14 protein-coding genes are annotated in these 15,917 nt (G+C 73.6%); 4 read left to right on the top strand and 10 right to left on the bottom strand.

What is annotated here, in order from left to right; genetic code table 11:
* The first annotated feature begins 41 nt into the window (after positions 1-41).
* Positions 42-371: a MazG-like family protein gene (locus AB0O09_RS09030; protein WP_363540867.1), complete on the top strand. Its 330-nt coding sequence runs from the start codon at positions 42-44 to the stop codon at positions 369-371.
* A 77-nt stretch (positions 372-448) separates the two neighbouring features.
* Here AB0O09_RS09030 and AB0O09_RS09025 read toward each other — a convergent pair whose 3' ends face one another.
* The 8 genes from AB0O09_RS09025 to AB0O09_RS08990 all read right to left on the bottom strand — a co-directional run bounded on the left by AB0O09_RS09025 (position 449) and on the right by AB0O09_RS08990 (position 8,518).
* Positions 449-994 (bottom strand): DUF1707 and FHA domain-containing protein, encoded by a 546-nt coding sequence (locus AB0O09_RS09025; RefSeq protein WP_344626414.1) that lies wholly within the window; start codon positions 992-994, stop codon positions 449-451.
* 59 nt (positions 995-1,053) lie between these two features.
* Positions 1,054-2,334: a geranylgeranyl reductase family protein gene (locus AB0O09_RS09020; protein ID WP_363540902.1), complete on the bottom strand. Its 1,281-nt coding sequence runs from the start codon at positions 2,332-2,334 to the stop codon at positions 1,054-1,056.
* Positions 2,335-2,412: 78 nt separating this feature from the next.
* Complete coding sequence (locus AB0O09_RS09015; protein ID WP_030268961.1) at positions 2,413-3,105, bottom strand: demethylmenaquinone methyltransferase; 693 nt, start codon at positions 3,103-3,105, stop codon at positions 2,413-2,415.
* A gap of 139 nt (positions 3,106-3,244) precedes the next feature.
* Positions 3,245-3,823 carry a hypothetical protein gene (locus tag AB0O09_RS09010; protein ID WP_363540866.1) on the bottom strand — a complete coding sequence of 193 codons (579 nt, stop codon included), beginning with the start codon at positions 3,821-3,823 and terminating at the stop codon, positions 3,245-3,247.
* A gap of 179 nt (positions 3,824-4,002) precedes the next feature.
* Complete coding sequence (locus tag AB0O09_RS09005) at positions 4,003-4,611, bottom strand: hypothetical protein (RefSeq protein WP_363540865.1); 609 nt, start codon at positions 4,609-4,611, stop codon at positions 4,003-4,005.
* On the bottom strand, positions 4,611-5,825 hold the full coding sequence (mqnC, locus tag AB0O09_RS09000; protein ID WP_363540864.1) for a cyclic dehypoxanthinyl futalosine synthase: 1,215 nt from the start codon (positions 5,823-5,825) through the stop codon (positions 4,611-4,613). Before mqnC ends, AB0O09_RS09005 begins: the two co-directional genes overlap by 1 nt.
* Positions 5,826-5,959: 134 nt before the next feature.
* Complete coding sequence (locus tag AB0O09_RS08995) at positions 5,960-7,561, bottom strand: serine/threonine-protein kinase (RefSeq protein ID WP_363540863.1); 1,602 nt, start codon at positions 7,559-7,561, stop codon at positions 5,960-5,962.
* Between the two features lie 72 nt (positions 7,562-7,633).
* Entirely contained in the window at positions 7,634-8,518 is an 885-nt protein-coding gene (locus tag AB0O09_RS08990) for a menaquinone biosynthesis protein (protein ID WP_344622487.1), read from the bottom strand.
* 350 nt (positions 8,519-8,868) lie between these two features.
* Between AB0O09_RS08990 and AB0O09_RS08985 the strand changes: the two genes are divergently transcribed.
* Together AB0O09_RS08985 and AB0O09_RS08980 are read left to right on the top strand one after the other, a co-directional pair.
* A complete protein-coding gene (locus AB0O09_RS08985) occupies positions 8,869-9,072 on the top strand; it encodes a cold-shock protein (protein WP_030268950.1) in 204 nt (67 codons plus the stop codon).
* Positions 9,073-9,428: 356 nt separating this feature from the next.
* Positions 9,429-10,628 (top strand): Ig-like domain-containing protein, encoded by a 1,200-nt coding sequence (locus AB0O09_RS08980; RefSeq protein WP_363540862.1) that lies wholly within the window; start codon positions 9,429-9,431, stop codon positions 10,626-10,628.
* Between the two features lie 92 nt (positions 10,629-10,720).
* Here AB0O09_RS08980 and AB0O09_RS08975 read toward each other — a convergent pair whose 3' ends face one another.
* Entirely contained in the window at positions 10,721-12,775 is a 2,055-nt protein-coding gene (locus AB0O09_RS08975) for a glycosyl hydrolase family 28-related protein (RefSeq protein WP_363540861.1), read from the bottom strand.
* A gap of 249 nt (positions 12,776-13,024) precedes the next feature.
* A complete protein-coding gene (locus AB0O09_RS08970) occupies positions 13,025-14,332 on the bottom strand; it encodes a dicarboxylate/amino acid:cation symporter (RefSeq protein ID WP_363540860.1) in 1,308 nt (435 codons plus the stop codon).
* A gap of 345 nt (positions 14,333-14,677) precedes the next feature.
* Here AB0O09_RS08970 and AB0O09_RS08965 point away from each other — a divergent pair, with 345 nt between their 5' ends.
* Positions 14,678-15,886 carry an MFS transporter gene (locus tag AB0O09_RS08965; RefSeq protein ID WP_344622491.1) on the top strand — a complete coding sequence of 403 codons (1,209 nt, stop codon included), beginning with the start codon at positions 14,678-14,680 and terminating at the stop codon, positions 15,884-15,886.
* Positions 15,887-15,917 lie beyond the last annotated feature (31 nt).

Below are 15,917 nucleotides of genomic sequence, written 5' to 3'. Positions count from 1 at the left end.
GTGGAGGACCGTCCGTCCACCGCCGCACAGGAGCCGCCCGCATGGAGACCAGCAGCTGGGACAGCATCGACCGCCTGGTGGGCTGGCTGGACGGGGCGAGCACGCTGCCCGCCGGGGAGGAGAGGCTGCTGCGGCTGCTCAAGCTCACCGAGGAGGTCGGCGAGGTGGGGCAGGCGGTGATCGGCGCGACCGGGCAGAACCCGCGCAAGGGCGTCACGCACGGCTGGGAGGACGTCCAGGCCGAACTGTGCGACGTGGTGGTCAGCGCCCTGGTCGCCCTGCGCACCCTGACCCCGGACGCCCGCACCGTCTTCGAGGACCGCCTCGCCCGCATCGAGGCCCGCTCCCTGGCGGTTCACCGGGAGGGCTAGCGCCGCAGGGGCAGCAGGCCAGGGGCAGCAGGCCAGGGGCGGCACGCAAGGGGCAGTACCCCGGGGGCGCGTGGGGGTTACCCGCCGGTGAGGCGGAAGGCGGTGCGGCCGAAGCCGACCTGGTCGCCCGGGGAGACCCGGACCGGGCCGGTCACCCGGCGGCCGTTGACGAAGGTGCCGTTGGCCGAGCCGAGGTCGTGCAGCACCCAGCCGCCGTCCTGGTAGCGGAGTTCGGCGTGGGTGCGGGACACGGTCGAGTCCGACAGCCGCAGGCCGCTGCCGTGGTTGCGGCCGATCAGCAGCGGCTGCGGTCCGGGCTGCGGCAGGCCGAGTTCGGGCAGCTGCTGGTTGCGCCAGGTGCGCCGCAGCCGGACGTGGAAGGCGGAGACGCCGCCGACCGCGCGCAGCACGATGCGGGAGACCGGCCCGCCGGTGGGCAGGCCGGCCAGTGCCTGGTCGATCTCGGCGCGGGTGCGGGCGACCAGCACCAGCTCCATCCGCCGCATGAAGGTGTCGTGGGACAGCCGACCGTTGCCGACCCCGTCGCGCAGCGCTCCGAGCGCCCGCTCGCGGTCGGCCTCGGACGGCCGGGCCACCTCTGCCCCGAACTCTGCTGACGCCATGGAAGGGATTGTCCGACCAGCGGAAGTTCCCTGTCCAGCGGCGCTGCGCGGCCGGGCCGTCAGGCGCGGGGCGCGACCTTGGTGAGGCCGTTGATGATGCGGTCCATGGCGTCGCCGCCCTGCGGGTCCGTCAGGTTGGCGAGCAGCTTCAGCAGGAACTTCATCAGGACGGGGTGGGTGAGGCCGCGTTCGGCCGCGGTCTGCATGATCTTCGGGTGGCCGAGCAGCTTCACGAAGACCCGGCCCATCGAGTAGTAGCCGCCGTAGACCTCCTTGAGGATCTGCGGGTAGCGCTGCAGGGCGCGCTCGCGGCCGGCGTCGGTGACCCGGGCCGTCGCCTGGACGATGACGCCCGCGGCGATCTGGCCGGACTCCATGGCGTAGGCGATGCCCTCGCCGTTGAACGGGTTGACCATGCCGGCGGCGTCGCCGACCAGCAGCAGTCCGCGGGTGTAGTGCGGCTGCCGGTTGAAGGCCATCGGCAGGGCGGCACCGCGGATCGGGTCGGTCATGTTCTCGGGGGTGTAGCCCCACTCCTCGGGCATGCTCGCGCACCAGCTCTTCAGCACCTCGCGCCAGTTGAGGTCGCCGAAGGCGGGCGAGGAGTCGAGGATGCCGAGGCCGACGTTGCTGGTGCCGTCGCCCATGCCGAAGATCCAGCCGTAGCCGGGCAGCAGCTTGCGCTGGCCGTGCCGGGTGTCCCAGAGCTCCAGCCAGGACTCCAGGTAGTCGTCGTCGTGCCGGGGCGAGGTGAAGTACGTCCGGTAGGCGACGCCCATCGGGCGGTCCTCGCGGCGGTGCAGGCCCATCGCGACCGACAGCCGGGTGGAGTTGCCGTCCGCGGCGACGACCAGCGGGGCGCGGAAGACGACCGGGCGCTTCTCGTCGCCGAGCTTGGCGGTGACGCCGGTGATCCGGCCGGTGCGCTCGTCCAGCACCGGGCCGGTGACGTTGCAGTTCTCGTACAGCCGGGCGCCGGCCTTGGAGGCCTGACGGGCCAGCAGCTCGTCGAAGTCGGCGCGCTTGCGGACGAGGCCGTAGTCCGGGAAGGCGGAGAGCTCCGGCCAGTCGAGCTCCAGCCGGACGCCGCCGCCGATGATCCGCAGGCCCTTGTTGTGCAGCCAGCCGTTCCCGGTGGAGACGTCGATGCCCATGTCGACGAGCTGCTTGGTGGCGCGCGGGGTCAGGCCGTCGCCGCAGACCTTCTCCCGCGGGAACTCGGTCTTCTCCAGCAGCAGGACGTCCAGTCCGGCCTGCGCCAGGTAGTACGCGGTGGTGGAGCCGGCCGGGCCCGCGCCGACCACGATGACGTCGGCGGTGGCCTCGACGGTGCCGCTCAGGTCGATGGCGGTCTCGGACACGGGCACACTCCTGCGCTGGAACGACGGACGGCTGGCTGGACTGAGTGTAGCCAGCGCTTACGCGCGGAAACCCCGGTGCAGGGCCACGATGCCGCCGGTGAGGTTGCGCCAGGCGACCTTCGACCAGCCGGCCTGCTGCAGCTTGGCGGCCAGCTCGGGCTGGTCGGGCCAGGAGCGGATGGACTCGGCGAGGTAGACGTAGGCGTCCGGGTTGCTGCTGACGGCGGAGGCGACCGGCGGCAGGGCGCGCATCAGGTACTCGGTGTAGACCGTGCGGAAGGGCGTCCAGGTCGGCGTGGAGAACTCGCAGATGACGATCTTTCCGCCGGGCTTGGTGACCCGGTGCATCTCGCGCAGCGCCGCGTCGGTGTCCTGCACGTTGCGCAGCGCGAAGGAGATGGTGACGGCGTCGAAGGTGGCGTCGGCGAAGGGCAGCTTGGTCGCGTCGCCCGCGGTCATCGCCAGCTCCGGGTGGCGCTGCTTGCCCTCGGCGAGCATGCCGGTGGAGAAGTCGCAGGGCACCACCTTGGCGCCGGCCTCGGCGAACGGCAGCGAGGAGGTGCCGGTGCCGGCCCCCAGGTCGAGGACCAGCTGGCCGGGCTCGGCCGCGACCGCATCGGCGACCGCCCGCCGCCAGGCCCGGGCCTGGCCGAGCGAGAGCACGTCGTTGGTGCGGTCGTACTTGGCCGCGACGTCGTCGAACATGGCGGCGACTTCGTGGGGCTGCTTGTCCAGGGAGGCTCGGGTCACGCCCCCATTGTTCACCCTGGTGGCACCGGTCCGGGCAACGGGTGCACGTCGGAGTGCCGTGCCCCCGGCGGCGGCCGGGTGCTTCGCGGCGGAACGGACCGGCACGGGGCCCGCCGGGTGCCGTCGGCGCGCCTCGGGGTCACCCCTGGGGCCGGCCCCGGCGGCCGCCCTTGCGGCGGCGGCGGGACCGCTTGCCGTGGGTGAGGGCGGGCATGCCCTCGGCGGCCAGCACCACGGTGGTGCGGACCCGGGCGCCGCCCTCACGGGCCGGGCGGGTGCGGCGGTGGCGCAGGATGCGGACCAGGCACAGCCCGAGGAGGAGCAGGGCGACCGGCACGCTGGTGCGGGCCAGGGTGATGCCGACCGGCTGCGGGTAGCGGTTGCCGCAGACCCGGACGGCGGCCGGGTCGTCCGCGGCGTGCTCCAGGCAGACCCGGTCGCCGACCACGGCGCCCTCCGGCAGCCACAGGTCGGCGGCGCTGAGGCGGCGGCCCTCGGCGGTGTAGACGACCTCGCTGTAGCTGCCGCTGCCGCCGGGCAGCTGGGTGACGGTGCCCTGGACGCGGACGGGGTTGGCGGTGATCCGGTCGGCCTGGTCGGCCTGCCGCCATCCGAGCAGGCACATGCCGAGGGCGAGCACGGCGCTCAGCACGGCCCCGAGGTACCAGCCGCGGCCCAGCCGGGGGGCTGGCTGGTGGGGGGCGGTGGCGGGTCGCATCGGTCCTGTCCTGGCGGCCGGGGCCCGGTGGGGGCCCGGTGGTGAGGGGCGCCCCCGGGACGGTGCCTGAGGGGCTGTCCGGGATCGTAGCCGCTGGCGGTGCCTCAGGTCACGGCGGGATGTGTGCGGTTTGTACGACCTTTGCCGGGGCGTGGCACTGCGGGAGGGACGGCGGCGCGTCAGCGGCCGCGGTAGAGCAGCCGTCCGCCGAGCACGGTGGCCAGGCAGCAGCCGGCGCCGGAGCGTTCCAGTTCGGCGGCCGAGCCGGCGGCGAAGACGGCGAAGTCGGCCGGGCCGCCCGCCCGCAGCGGGCGGTGGACGGCCTCGGCGAGGCTGCGGCCGGCGAGCGGGTCGAGCCCGCCGTCGGCGCCGTCGCCGGGGACGGCGGCCAGCCCGGAGCGGGCCACCGCGGTGCGCACGGCGGGGTGGGCGAAGGGCCCCGCGACGGCGGTGGTGCCGTGGCCGAGCATCCGCTGCAGGCCGCGCCGGGCGGAGCCGCCGCGCCGTTCGTCGGACACGTCGAGGACGAGCGGCCCGGCACCGAGCTCCTCGCGCGGGTCGGGGTGGTAGCGCCGCTCCAGCTGGCAGGCCCCGTACGGGTTGAGCAGGCCGGGCACGAGCAGGCCCGGCCACTCGCGCTGCCGGGCGGCGGCGTCCGGCCGGTCGGCGTAGGGGCCGACCCAGGCGACCAGGGCGCCGTCGACCAGCACCGCGCCGTCGGCGGTCGCCGGGGCCGCGGGGGCGGCCGGGTCGGCGATCAGCAGGGCGGCGCGGTGCAGGGTCAGCATCAGTTGGCCGAGAGGATCTTCAGCTCGGGGTGGGCGGTGCCGCCCTCGATCGCGGTGGAGGCGATGTGCGAGGCGACCCGGGGGTCGACCGGGTCGTTCGCCGGGTCGTCGAGCACGCGCAGGTGCTGGTAGGTGGTGGAGCGCTGCGCGGGGGTGCGGCCGGCCGCCCGGATGAGGTGGATCAGCTCGGTGAGGTTGGAGCGGTGCTTGGCGCCGGCCGCGGAGACGACGTTCTCCTCCAGCATCACGGAGCCGAGGTCGTCGGCGCCGTAGTGCAGCGAGAGCTGGCCGGCCTCCTTGCCGGTGGTGAGCCAGGAGCCCTGGATGTGGGCGACGTTGTCGAGGAAGAGCCGGGCGACGGCGATCATCCGCAGGTACTCGAAGACGGTGGCCTGGGTGCGGCCCTTCAAGTGGTTGTTCTGCGGCTGGTAGGTGTACGGGATGAAGGCGCGGAAGCCGCCGGTGCGGTCCTGCACGTCGCGGATCATCCGCAGGTGCTCGATCCGCTCGGCGTTGGTCTCGCCGGTGCCCATCAGCATGGTGGAGGTGGACTCCACGCCGAGGCCGTGCGCGGCCTCCATGATCTCCAGCCAGCGCTCGCCGGACTCCTTGAGCGGGGCGATCGCCTTGCGGGGACGCTCCGGCAGCAGTTCGGCGCCGGCGCCGGCGAAGGAGTCCAGGCCCGCCCGGTGGATCCGGGTGATGGCCTCCTCGATCGTCACTCCGGAGATCCGGGCCATGTGCTCGACCTCGGAGGCGCCCAGCGAGTGGATGACCAGCTCGGGGAACTCGCCCTTGATCGCGGAGAAGGCCCGCTCGTAGTACTCCACGCCGTAGTCGGGGTGGTGGCCGCCCTGGAACATGATCTGGGTGCCGCCCAGCTCGACCGTCTCCGCGCAGCGGCGCAGGATCTCGTCGAGGTCGCGCGACCAGCCCCTGTCGCTCTTCGGCGGGACGTAGAAGGCGCAGAACTTGCAGGCCGTCACGCAGACGTTGGTGTAGTTGATGTTCCGTTCGATGATGTACGTCGCGATGTGCTCGACGCCGGCGTAGCGGCGGCGGCGCACGGCGTCCGCGGCGGCACCGAGGGCGTGCAGCGGCGCGGAGCGGTAGAGCTCCAGCGCCTCCTCGGGGGTGATCCGGCCGCCCGCGGCCGCACGGTCGAGGACGGCCTGCAGGTCGGCGGCGGGGGAGTCGAGGGTCTGCTCGGACACCTTGCGGGCCTACTTTCTTTCCAACGGCGGGCTGTCCGACGGCGGCACCGGCGGGCGGCGGGGCGTCTCCGGGACGGGAGGACGCCCGGACGGCAGGACCGAACCAGCCTACGCCAGCCCTTTTCTGCGGCCCGTCACCCCTGCTTGGCCAGGTCGCCGGAGGGGTCCATGCCGAGCGGCGCGCCGCTCACCTGCAGGTGCAGCGAACCGCCGCCCGCCGGGGTGTAGGTCTGCTTCTCGGGTTCGCCGGTGCACCGCGGGTCGTTGCCCACCGGGCGCTCCTGCAGCTCGATCCGGTCGGCGGAGGCCGTGAGCAGGGTGAGTTCGCCGCGGCAGACGGTGTCGCTGAAGGCGGACGCGTTGCTGGTGCGGCCGACCACCTCGCCGACCTTGCCCCGGCCGAACTCGACCCGGAAGGTGCTGGGCAGGCCGCCAACGCGGGTGGTGATGGTGCCCTGCCAGGTCCCGAGGTAGCCGGCCGGGAGGGTGCCGGAGCCGCTGGCCCAGGCGGCCGGGGAGGACGGCGCCCCGGCCGGGGAGGACGGCTGCCCGCCGCTCGCGCCGCCGGTGTCGGCGGGTCTGCTGGTGGCGGCGTCCTGGCTGCCGCGGTCCGGCTCCCGGGAGCCGGACCGCGCCGCCCACAGGCCGCCGCCCGCGGCGAGCACCGCCAGCACGGCGAGCGGCACCGCCCAGCGGCGGCGCGGGCGGGCGGCTGCGGGCCGGTCGAGGGTGGTCGGGGTGCGGTCGTAGGGCGGGCCGGGCGGGCCTGACGCGCCTGACGGCGGGCCGGGCGGGGGCCCGGGGGCGGGGGCCGCGGCGGGGGCGGCCGGCCCGTCCGGGTCGTGCGCCTCCAGGTCGAGCAGTTCGACGGCGCTGCGGGCGACGGCGGCGGAGACGGCGGGCGGCAGCCAGTCCCCGGCGGCGGGGGACGCGGCGGGGGCCAGCAGGGCGCGCAGCGCGGCCGGGGTGGGCCGGTCGGCGGCGTCCTTGCGGAGGCAGGCCAGGACGGCCTCGCGCAGCGGGCCGGTGATCCCGCCGAGGTCGGGCTCCTCGTGCAGGACGCGGTAGAGCAGGACGGCGGCGCTGACGCCCTCGCCGAAGGGGGCGGTGCCGGTGGCGGCGAAGGCGAGCACGGCGCCGAGCGAGAAGACGTCCCCGGCGGGGCCGGCCGCCTCGCCGGCGGCCTGTTCGGGCGAGAGGTAGCCGGGCGAGCCGACCACGTACCCGGAGCGGGTGAGGGCGGTGGCGGCGTCCAGGGCGCGGGCGATGCCGAAGTCGATCAGGCGCGGGCCGTCCAGGGCGAGCAGCACGTTGGACGGCTTGACGTCGCGGTGCACCAGGCCGAGGGCGTGCACCTGTTCCAGGGCCTCGGCGAGGGCGGCACCGAGGGTGTGCACGGCCGGGACGGGCAGCGGTCCGTGCCGGCGGACGGCGGCGTCCAGCGAGGGCCCGGCGACGTAGCCGCTGGCCACCCAGGGGTGGTCGCCCTCGGTGTCGGCGTCCAGCACCGGGGCCGTCCAGCGGCCGCCGACCAGCCGGGCGGCCGCGACCTCCTGGCGGAACCTGGCCCGGAACTCGGGGTCGTCGGCGAGTTCGCCGCGCACCACCTTGACCGCGACCGTCCGGCCGCCGGCCGTGCGGCCCAGGTAGACCCGTCCCATGCCGCCCGCGCCGAGCCGGCGCAGCAGCCGGTACGAGCCGACCCGTGCCGGGTCCGAAGCACCCAGTGGTTCCATCCGCCCCCGCCTCCCGTCGGGCCCGGTGGGCCCCGCCGGACAGTACCAACCGGGGCCACCGCACGCCCGGTGTTACCCGGCGGCGGGCACGGACTCCAGCAGGCGCACCGTCACGTCCGCGGCGAAGCCGCTGTCGTGGGCCACCCGGCGGGCGAACTCGGCGATGCCGGCGAGCTGGCGGCCGCCGAGCGAGTAGTCCAGGGCCTCGGTGAAGTACCGCTCCAGCAGCGGCGCTTCGAAGGACTCCCAGCGGGCGGCCTGCTCGGCGACCTTTCCGGCCTCGGTGAGGGAGAGGTCGCGGGACTCCAGGAAGGCGCGGTGCACGGCGGCGACGGTGCCGGGCTGCTGCTCGGCGTAGTCGCGGCGGGCGGCCCAGACGGCGAAGACGAAGGGCAGGCCCGTCCACTCCTTCCACATGGCGCCGAGGTCGTGGACGGCGAGGCCCTGGCTGGGGGCCTGTTCCAGGGAGGCGCGCAGGGCGGGGTCGCCGATGAGGACGGCGGCGTCGGCGCGGGCGAGCATCGCGTCGAGGTCGGGCGGGCTGGAGAAGTACTCGGGCCGGACGCCCTCGCGCTCCTCCAGCAGCAGACGGGCGAGCCGGACGGAGGTGCGGCTGGTGGAGCCGAGGGCGACCGGGCGGCCGTCGAGGTCGGCGAGCGGGACCTTGCTGACGATCACGCAGGACATCACCGGGCCGTCGCTGCCCACGGCGATGTCGGGCAGCACGACCAGGTCCTCGGCGTGCCGCAGGTATTCGACGCAGGTGATCGGGCCGATGTCGAGGTCGCCGGCGACCAGGCGGTCGCTGAGCTTCTCGGGGGTGTCCCTGGTGAGGTCGAGATCGAGGAGGTTGCCGGTCCGCGCGAGCCCCCAGTAGAGGGGCAAACAGTTGAGGAACTGAATATGTCCGACCCGGGGCCTTACCGCCGCCGAGCTGCCCGCTTCGCTACCGGTCACCGTGCGCTCCCTCTGATGTTCGTACTCTCCCCGCAGCGTATGCCTGCCGCGTTCAGGTCCCGACACCAGGCGGGCGACACACCGGCGCGCCCTTCGGTCACCCCTGGTCGGGGTCGCGCCCGCGTGCTAACGTCTCTTCCAGTTGCAGTTTGATTCCCCTTGCAGTACTTGAAGCCTGCGGAGCATGTAACCGCAGGCTTTTCGTAGTTTTTCAGCAGTTTCAGCGCAATTGAGCATTGATTGAGCACTGTGCGAAAAACTCCGGACCATACCGGAGGCAGGGCGATCAGCGCAGCGGACCGGAGGTCACACGGTGTGGCCTCCAATACGTCCCTCGCAAGGAGAACGGCATGGCTCAGGGAACCGTCAAGTGGTTCAACGCTGAGAAGGGCTTCGGCTTCATCGCCCAGGAGGGCGGCGGCCCCGACGTCTTCGTCCACTACTCCGCCATCAACTCGACCGGCTTCCGGTCGCTCGAGGAGAACCAGGCGGTCACCTTCGACGTCACCCAGGGCCCGAAGGGCCCGCAGGCGGAGAACGTCACCGCAGTCTGACGATCCTCTGATGATCTGATCGCTCCGGACCTCCGGGTCCGCCGGTGGCCACCCGGGCCGCCACACGAGCACGAAGCGCAGTACCAAGGGGGCCCGCCACGTCGTGGCGGGCCCCCTGCCTGTTCCGGCCCCGCTCCGCCCCGGCCCCGGCCGCGCGGTCCCGGGCGCCGGGACCCGCACGGACGGGCCCACCCGCCCGTGCGGGAGCACTGCTCCGTCAGCCACCGGGCATCGCTCGATCGGGTGATCCTCGCCACGCTGCCGGGGCTGTTGTCGATTCGTGACCGGACGGTCTCCGCGGTGCGAAACTGCCGGGGCCCTTCGCGCGTCTATCGAAGGGAACACGGCGAAGGGGTATGGCAGTGAAGCGGGCGGCAGGCAGGGTCGTGGCGGCAGCGGTGCTCGGTGGGGCTCTGGTGCTCACCACCGCGTGCAGCAGCAGCGGCGGTGGGGGCTCGTCCTCGGGCGCCGACAAGCAGGAGCAGAAGAAGTCCCAGGCCCAGCTGACCATCGAGCCGGCCAACGGCGCCACCAAGGTGAAGCCGTCCGGCGCGCTCAAGGTCGCGGTGGCGAACGGCAAGCTCACCACGGTCAAGGTGACGGGCAAGGACGGCAAGGAGGTCCCGGGCACGATCACCCCCGACGGCCTCGGCTGGACGCCCGCGCAGAACCTCGCCGTCTCCACCGAGTACAAGGTGACCGCCCAGGCCGCGGACGCCGCCGGCGTGGCCGCCACCTCGGAGAGCAGCTTCACCACCCTGACGCCCGCCAAGGGCGCCGGCCCGTACGACAACATCTCGGACAAGCAGACGTACGGCGTCGGCATGATCGTCTCGCTGAGCTTCAAGAAGGCCGTCGAGAACAAGGCGGCCGTCGAGAAGGCCGTCACCTTCGAGGCGTCCGACGGCACCGTGGTCAAGCCGCACTGGTTCGGCAACAACCGGGTGGACTTCCGCCCGGAGCAGTTCTGGAAGCCGCAGACCAAGGTCACCGTGCACTACCGGCTGAAGAGCGTCGAGACCTCCCCGGACGTGTACGGCGAGGTCGACAGCGACCAGAGCTTCACCATCGGCCGCTCCCGGGTCAGCGTCGCCGACGCCTCCACCCACCAGATGGTGGTCAAGGAGGACGGCAAGCCGGACGCCACCATCCCGATCAGCGCCGGCGCCAGCTCGCCCGCCTCGCAGAACACGTTCAACGGCACGATGGTGGTCATGGCCAAGGAGGGGACGACCGTCATGGACTCCTCCACCGTGGTCAACCACGAGGGCCCGGCCTACAAGGTCGAGATGCCGCACGCCCTGCGGCTCACCCCCACCGGCACCTACGTGCACGGCAAGTACGCCCCGGGCGTCTTCGGCCGCACCAACACCAGCCACGGCTGCATCGGCCTGGAGGACACCTCCGCCAAGGACGGCTCGCCGGGCTCGTCCGCCGGCCAGTTCTACGACGCCGCGATCGTCGGCGACCCGGTCACCGTGCAGAACTCGGTCGGCCAGCAGGTCCGGCCGGACAACGGCCTGAGCGGCTGGAACATCAGCTGGGACAAGTGGTGACGCGCTGACCCGAACGCCGTCGGGGCGTCCGTCCGGAGGGGGGATCCGGACGGGCGCCCCGATGTCGTCTCAGGGGTGGTTCCCGCGCTCCGTCACCAGGCGGACGGCGCCGGCGGGGCGACCACCGGCGGGCGGTCGTCGCAGGTGACGGTGTTGGGCAGCTCCCAGGGGGCGAGCCAGGCGCCGGTGGTGCCGCCGCCGTCGTTGCCGCCGAGGTCGGTCACCGAGAACTCGGAGCCGGCCGGGGTGAAGTGGAAGCTGCCGCAGTTGTTCACGCCGACCGCTCCGACGTTGCGGGCGTCCACGTTCTCGAAGTCGGCGGAGCCGGCCGCCCGGGCGCTGAGCACCGAGGTGCCGGTGCCGTCGACCCGGATGTCCTTGAAGTGCAGGCCGGTGACCTCGTAGAGGTCCTTGACCGGCCAGTCGGCCACCACCATCACCGCGTTGTAGGTGCTGTCGAGGAAGTGGTCGCCGGTCACCCGGACGTCCGCGGCGATGTCCTTCTCCAGCGCGTAGAACCAGATCGCGCCGAGGCCGATCTTCCAGTTCAGCTCGTGGGTGCCGGAGCGGACGGTGGTGTTGTCGGTGATCCACAGGTGCCCGGCGAACGGCTCGGCGCCGAACCGGGAGCCGACGTGGATCGCGCTGCCCTCGCGGACCGGGTCGGCGACCAGGTTCCCGGAGACGGTGTTGTCGATGCCGCCGTAGATCGCGATGCCGTTGGCCAGCACCGGCGACTGTACGGTGTTGTGGTCGAAGGTGTTGCGGGCGTCCGCGGTCTTCTCGGACCACATGGCGAGGCCGTCGTCGCCGGTGTTGCGGACGAGGTTGTGGGAGACCACCGAGTCGGTGACGCCGGTGTGGAAGTTCAGGCCGTCGGCGATCTGGTCGGTGATCACGTTGCGGGTCACCTCGATGTTCTTCATCGGCCCGTCGAACCAGAGGCCCACCTTGGTGTGGTGGATGTACAGGCCCTCGATCACCGAGTCGCTCATCGCGCCGCCGATGCCGTTCACCTGGTCGGTGTCGATCCGCTCGCGGACGTCGCCCTCGATCGCGAAGCCGGACAGGTGGACGTTGCGGCTGCCGCCCGCGGCGGCGTCCTTGCCGTAGAAGCCGACGCCGGTGTGCACGGAACCGTCCGCAGCCGGGGTCCCCAGCGAGACCTGGTGCCCCTTGACGATCGTGTACCAGCTGCCGGCGCCCTCGATCGTCACGTCGTCGACCACGATGTGCCGGTTGACCTGGTAGGTACCCGGCGGCAGGTAGACCGGCAGGTGGACCCGGCGGGCGAAGGCGATCGCCCGGTCCAGGGCGTCCGCGGAGTCGCGGCGGCCCGTCGGGTCGGCGCCGAAGGCGAGCACGTCGGCGGCGGCGAGGTTCACGTGCGGGGCGGCGACGAGCTCGGAGTCGAGCAGGTCGACCACCGTCCAGGCGGCCTTGCTGCCCTGCGGCACCGTCAGCCGCACGGTCTCGCCCGCCTTGTGGGTGCGGCCGAGCAGCAGGCGCTGCTCGTCGTAGAAGTGGGTGGGCCGGAAGGGCTCGGCGATCTCCGGGGCCGGGGTGGTGGCGCTCGGCACGCAGGAGCACTCGGTGATCCACCAGTCCGGGTGCAGCAGCCCGGCCTGCGGGTCGTTGCTGAACGGGTACTGGTTGTAGAGCCAGGAGTACTGCGAGGTCAGCGTCATGGTGCTGTGCTTGCGGCCGTTCACCGCGACGTCCAGCGGCGCGGTGGTGCCGCCGCCGCCCGGGGCGTCCGGGATGCTGTAGCGCACGGTGATCGCGTTGGCCGCGGCGGGCAGGGTGAACTCGACGTACTGGCCGGGCGTCAGCTTCACCGCGGACCGGCCCGAGGCCTCCGAGGGCAGGGTGTAGGCGGTGCGGTCCGGGCCGATCACCGTGCCGGTGCTCCGCGCGTTCTCGGCCTCCTGCTCGGCCGCGCCCAGGTCGGCGCCGCGGCCCGCGACCAGTGCGGGTGCCAGGCCCGCCCGCGTCACCACGGCCCCGGCGGCGGGCTTCCCGGTGTCGGCGGCGGCCGGCCCGGCGTAACCGACGGTGGCCGCGGTCACCGCCGCCAGCACGGCCGCGGCACGTCGCGACGGCCCGCCGGCCCGGCGCGTCGCAGCTCCTCTGATGCTCCGTGACATCGCTTGCTCGTTTCTCTCGGGGTGGTGGCGGCCGTGGTCGCCCGCGGCGGAGCGTAGGGCTGCGGCACTCCGCCCCACAAGAGGAGTGCAAGCAATTTTCGATGATCTGTTGATTTGATGCAGGACATGGGATCAATCCTTGCAACCTTGCGCGGCCGCACGAGCACGCCGAGAGGGCGCCCCGGGCAGGCCGAGGCCCCTCCCCCGGTGCGGGGAAGGGGCCTGGGCGAAGGCGGGCGGTGTTCGGCGTCAGGCCGCGGCGGCCACCGGCTCGGCGGACCGGGCGGGCTCCGGCTCGGTCAGCAGGTCACCGGTGGGGTTGTCGTACGCCGTGCGGTCCAGGGTCTTCTCGCGGGCCGCGACCAGGATCGGCACGACCGCCTGGCCGGCCACGTTGGTGGCGGTGCGGACCATGTCGAGGATCGGGTCGATCGCCAGCAGCAGTCCGACGCCCTCCAGCGGCAGGCCGACCGTCGACAGGGTGAGGGTCAGCATGACGATCGCGCCGGTCAGGCCGGCCGTCGCGGCGGAGCCGATCACCGAGACGAAGGCGATCAGCAGGTAGTCGCCGATGCCGAGGTGGATGCCGTACACCTGGGCCACGAAGATCGCGGCCAGCGAGGGGTAGATCGCGGCGCAGCCGTCCATCTTGGTCGTGGCCCCGAACGGAACGGCGAACGACGCGTACTCGCCCGGGACGCCGAGGCGCTCGGTGACCCGGCGGGTGACCGGCAGGGTGCCGACCGAGGAGCGGGAGACGAAGGCCAGCTGGATGGCCGGCCAGGCGCCGCGGAAGAAGTGCACCGGGTTGAGGCCGCCGGCGAAGCGCAGCAGCAGCGGGTACACGGCAAACAGCACGATCGCGCAGCCGATGTAGACGTCGGCGGTGAGCGTGGCGAACGGGGCGAGCAGGTCCCAGCCGTACTTGGCGACGGACTTGCCGATCAGGCCGAGGGTGCCGAGCGGCGCCAGTCTGATGACCCACCAGAGCGCGGTCTGGGTGAGGTCGAGGACGGACTCGGCGAGCCGGCGGACGGGCTCGGCCTTCTCGCCGATCTTCAGCACGGCGGCGCCGGTGACGACGCCGAGGAAGACGATCTGGAGGACGTTCACCTCGACGAACGAGGTGGCGATGTTCGTCGGGACGATGCCGGTGAGGAAGTCCACCCAGCTGCCGGCCTCCTCCGGGGCCTTGAGGCCCTCGGTGGAGAGTCCGGCGCCGCGGCCGGGGTCGGTGAGCAGGCCGAGGCCGAGGCCGACCGCGACCGCGATCAGCGAGGTGGCGAGGAACCAGAGGAGGGTGCGGACGGCGAGCCGGGCGGCGTTGGCGACGTTCCGCAGGTTGGCGACGCTGACCACGATGGCGGTGAAGACCAGCGGCGGGACGGCCAGCTTCAACAGCTGGACGAAGGTCCTGCCGATGGTGTCGAGGGTGGTGGTGAGCCAGGCGACGTCGCCGGCGCGGGCGATCCAGCCGAGCAGCAGGCCGAGGGCGAGGCCTCCGGCGATCTGCGCCCAGAAGGGCGTGCGGCGGACTGCGGACAGGGGTCCGGGCATGGGGATGCGACTCCGGGGGTCGGGCGGCAGACGGGGGAGGTCGGACACGGCGGCACGCACGGGGCCCGTCCGGGCGGGGGCCGCGGAGGAACCGTCAGGAGAGGCGTGCCGCCCCGGTACAGCCGCAGGCGCGGCGGGCGCGCGGGCAGGCGCAGCGGCGGACGGGCGGGGTGCCCGGTCCGTCCTGGAGTGCGCCTGCGGTGGTCATGGCCGGAACGTTAGCAGTAAACATTTGAGATGTTCAAAGTATTGGTTTGAGCTATGGCCACGAACCGGCCAGACCGGACGGGGGCCGGCCCCGCCACGGATTGACCGGGCGGAGCGGTTATACGTATAACTTCAGGTATGGGCTACATCGCGCTGCTCCGCGCCCCGCACGTCACCCGGCTGCTCCTCGGCACCCTGCTCGGCCGGCTCCCCGCCGGCATGACCGGCCTGGTGATCGCCCTCGCCCTGCGCGAGGCCGGCGCGCCGTACAGCCGGATCGGCCTCGCCACCGCCGCCTACGCCGTCTCCGCCGCGATCGGCGGCCCGGTGCTCGGACGGATCGTCGACCGCACCGGCCAGCCCCGGGTGCTGCTCACCACGGCCCTGGTCGCCGGCCTCGGCTACGCCCTGCTCGCCCTCGCCCCCGGCTCCGCGGTCGCCGCACCGGCCGGCGCCGCGCTCGCCGGGCTCGCCATGCCGCCGCTCGAACCCTGCCTGCGGGCCCTGTGGCCCTCCGTGGTGGAGGAGGAGCAGCTCGACACCGCGTACGCCTTCGACTCCGCCTCCCAGCAGATCCTCTACGTGGCCGGTCCGCTCGCGGTGGCCGGGATCGCCGCCGGCTTCGGTCCGTCCACGGCCCTGTGGACGGCGGCCGCGCTCGGCCTGCTCGGCTCGCTGGTCGTCGCCACCGCCGCACCCGCCCGGGCCTGGCGGGCGCCCGCCCGCAGCGCCTCCGCCGGGCTCCTCGGACCGCTGCGCTCCCCCGGCCTCGTCCTGCTGCTGATCGGCCTGGCCGGCGCCGGCTGGACGGTCGGCGCCCAGAGCGTGCTGTTCATCGCCTACGCCGAGCAGCACCCCGGCGCACTGCCCGGCGGGGCCGGCCTGATGCTGGCCCTCGCGGCCCTCGGCGGCCTGCTCGGCGCGCTCGGCTACGGCGCCGTCCGCTGGCGGAGCACCACCGCCACCCGCACCTGGGTGATCGCGCTGCTGATGGCGGCCTCCTACCTGCCGCTGCTCGCGCTGCCCGGGCCGTGGGCGATGGCCGGGCTGTCGCTGCTCTCCGGGATCGGTCTGGCGCCGCTGCTGGCGGCCGCGTTCGTGCTGATCGCCGAACTGGCGCCGACCGGGACGGTCACCGAGGCCTTCGCCTGGCTGATCACGCTGTTCGCGACCGGCAACGCGGCGGGCTACGCGGTGTCCGGCGCCCTGGTCGAGGGCTCGCTGCTGCGGGTCGCGGTGTGCGCGGCGGCCGGGATCGGGGTCGGCGGGGTGCTGCTGTTCGCCTGCCGCGGATGGTTCCGGCCTGCCGCGGCCGACGCCCCGGCCCGCACGGTCCTGGCGGCCTGACGGGCCCTCACGCCGCCCCGCCCGGTGCGGG

Origin of the sequence: Kitasatospora sp. NPDC093679, assembly GCF_040683455.1 — a bacterium.
In the GTDB taxonomy this organism is placed as follows: Bacteria; Actinomycetota; Actinomycetes; order Streptomycetales; family Streptomycetaceae; genus Kitasatospora; species Kitasatospora arboriphila.
The sequence above is the reverse complement of the archived record's forward strand: the minus strand, read 5'-3'. Positions and strand labels throughout refer to the sequence as shown.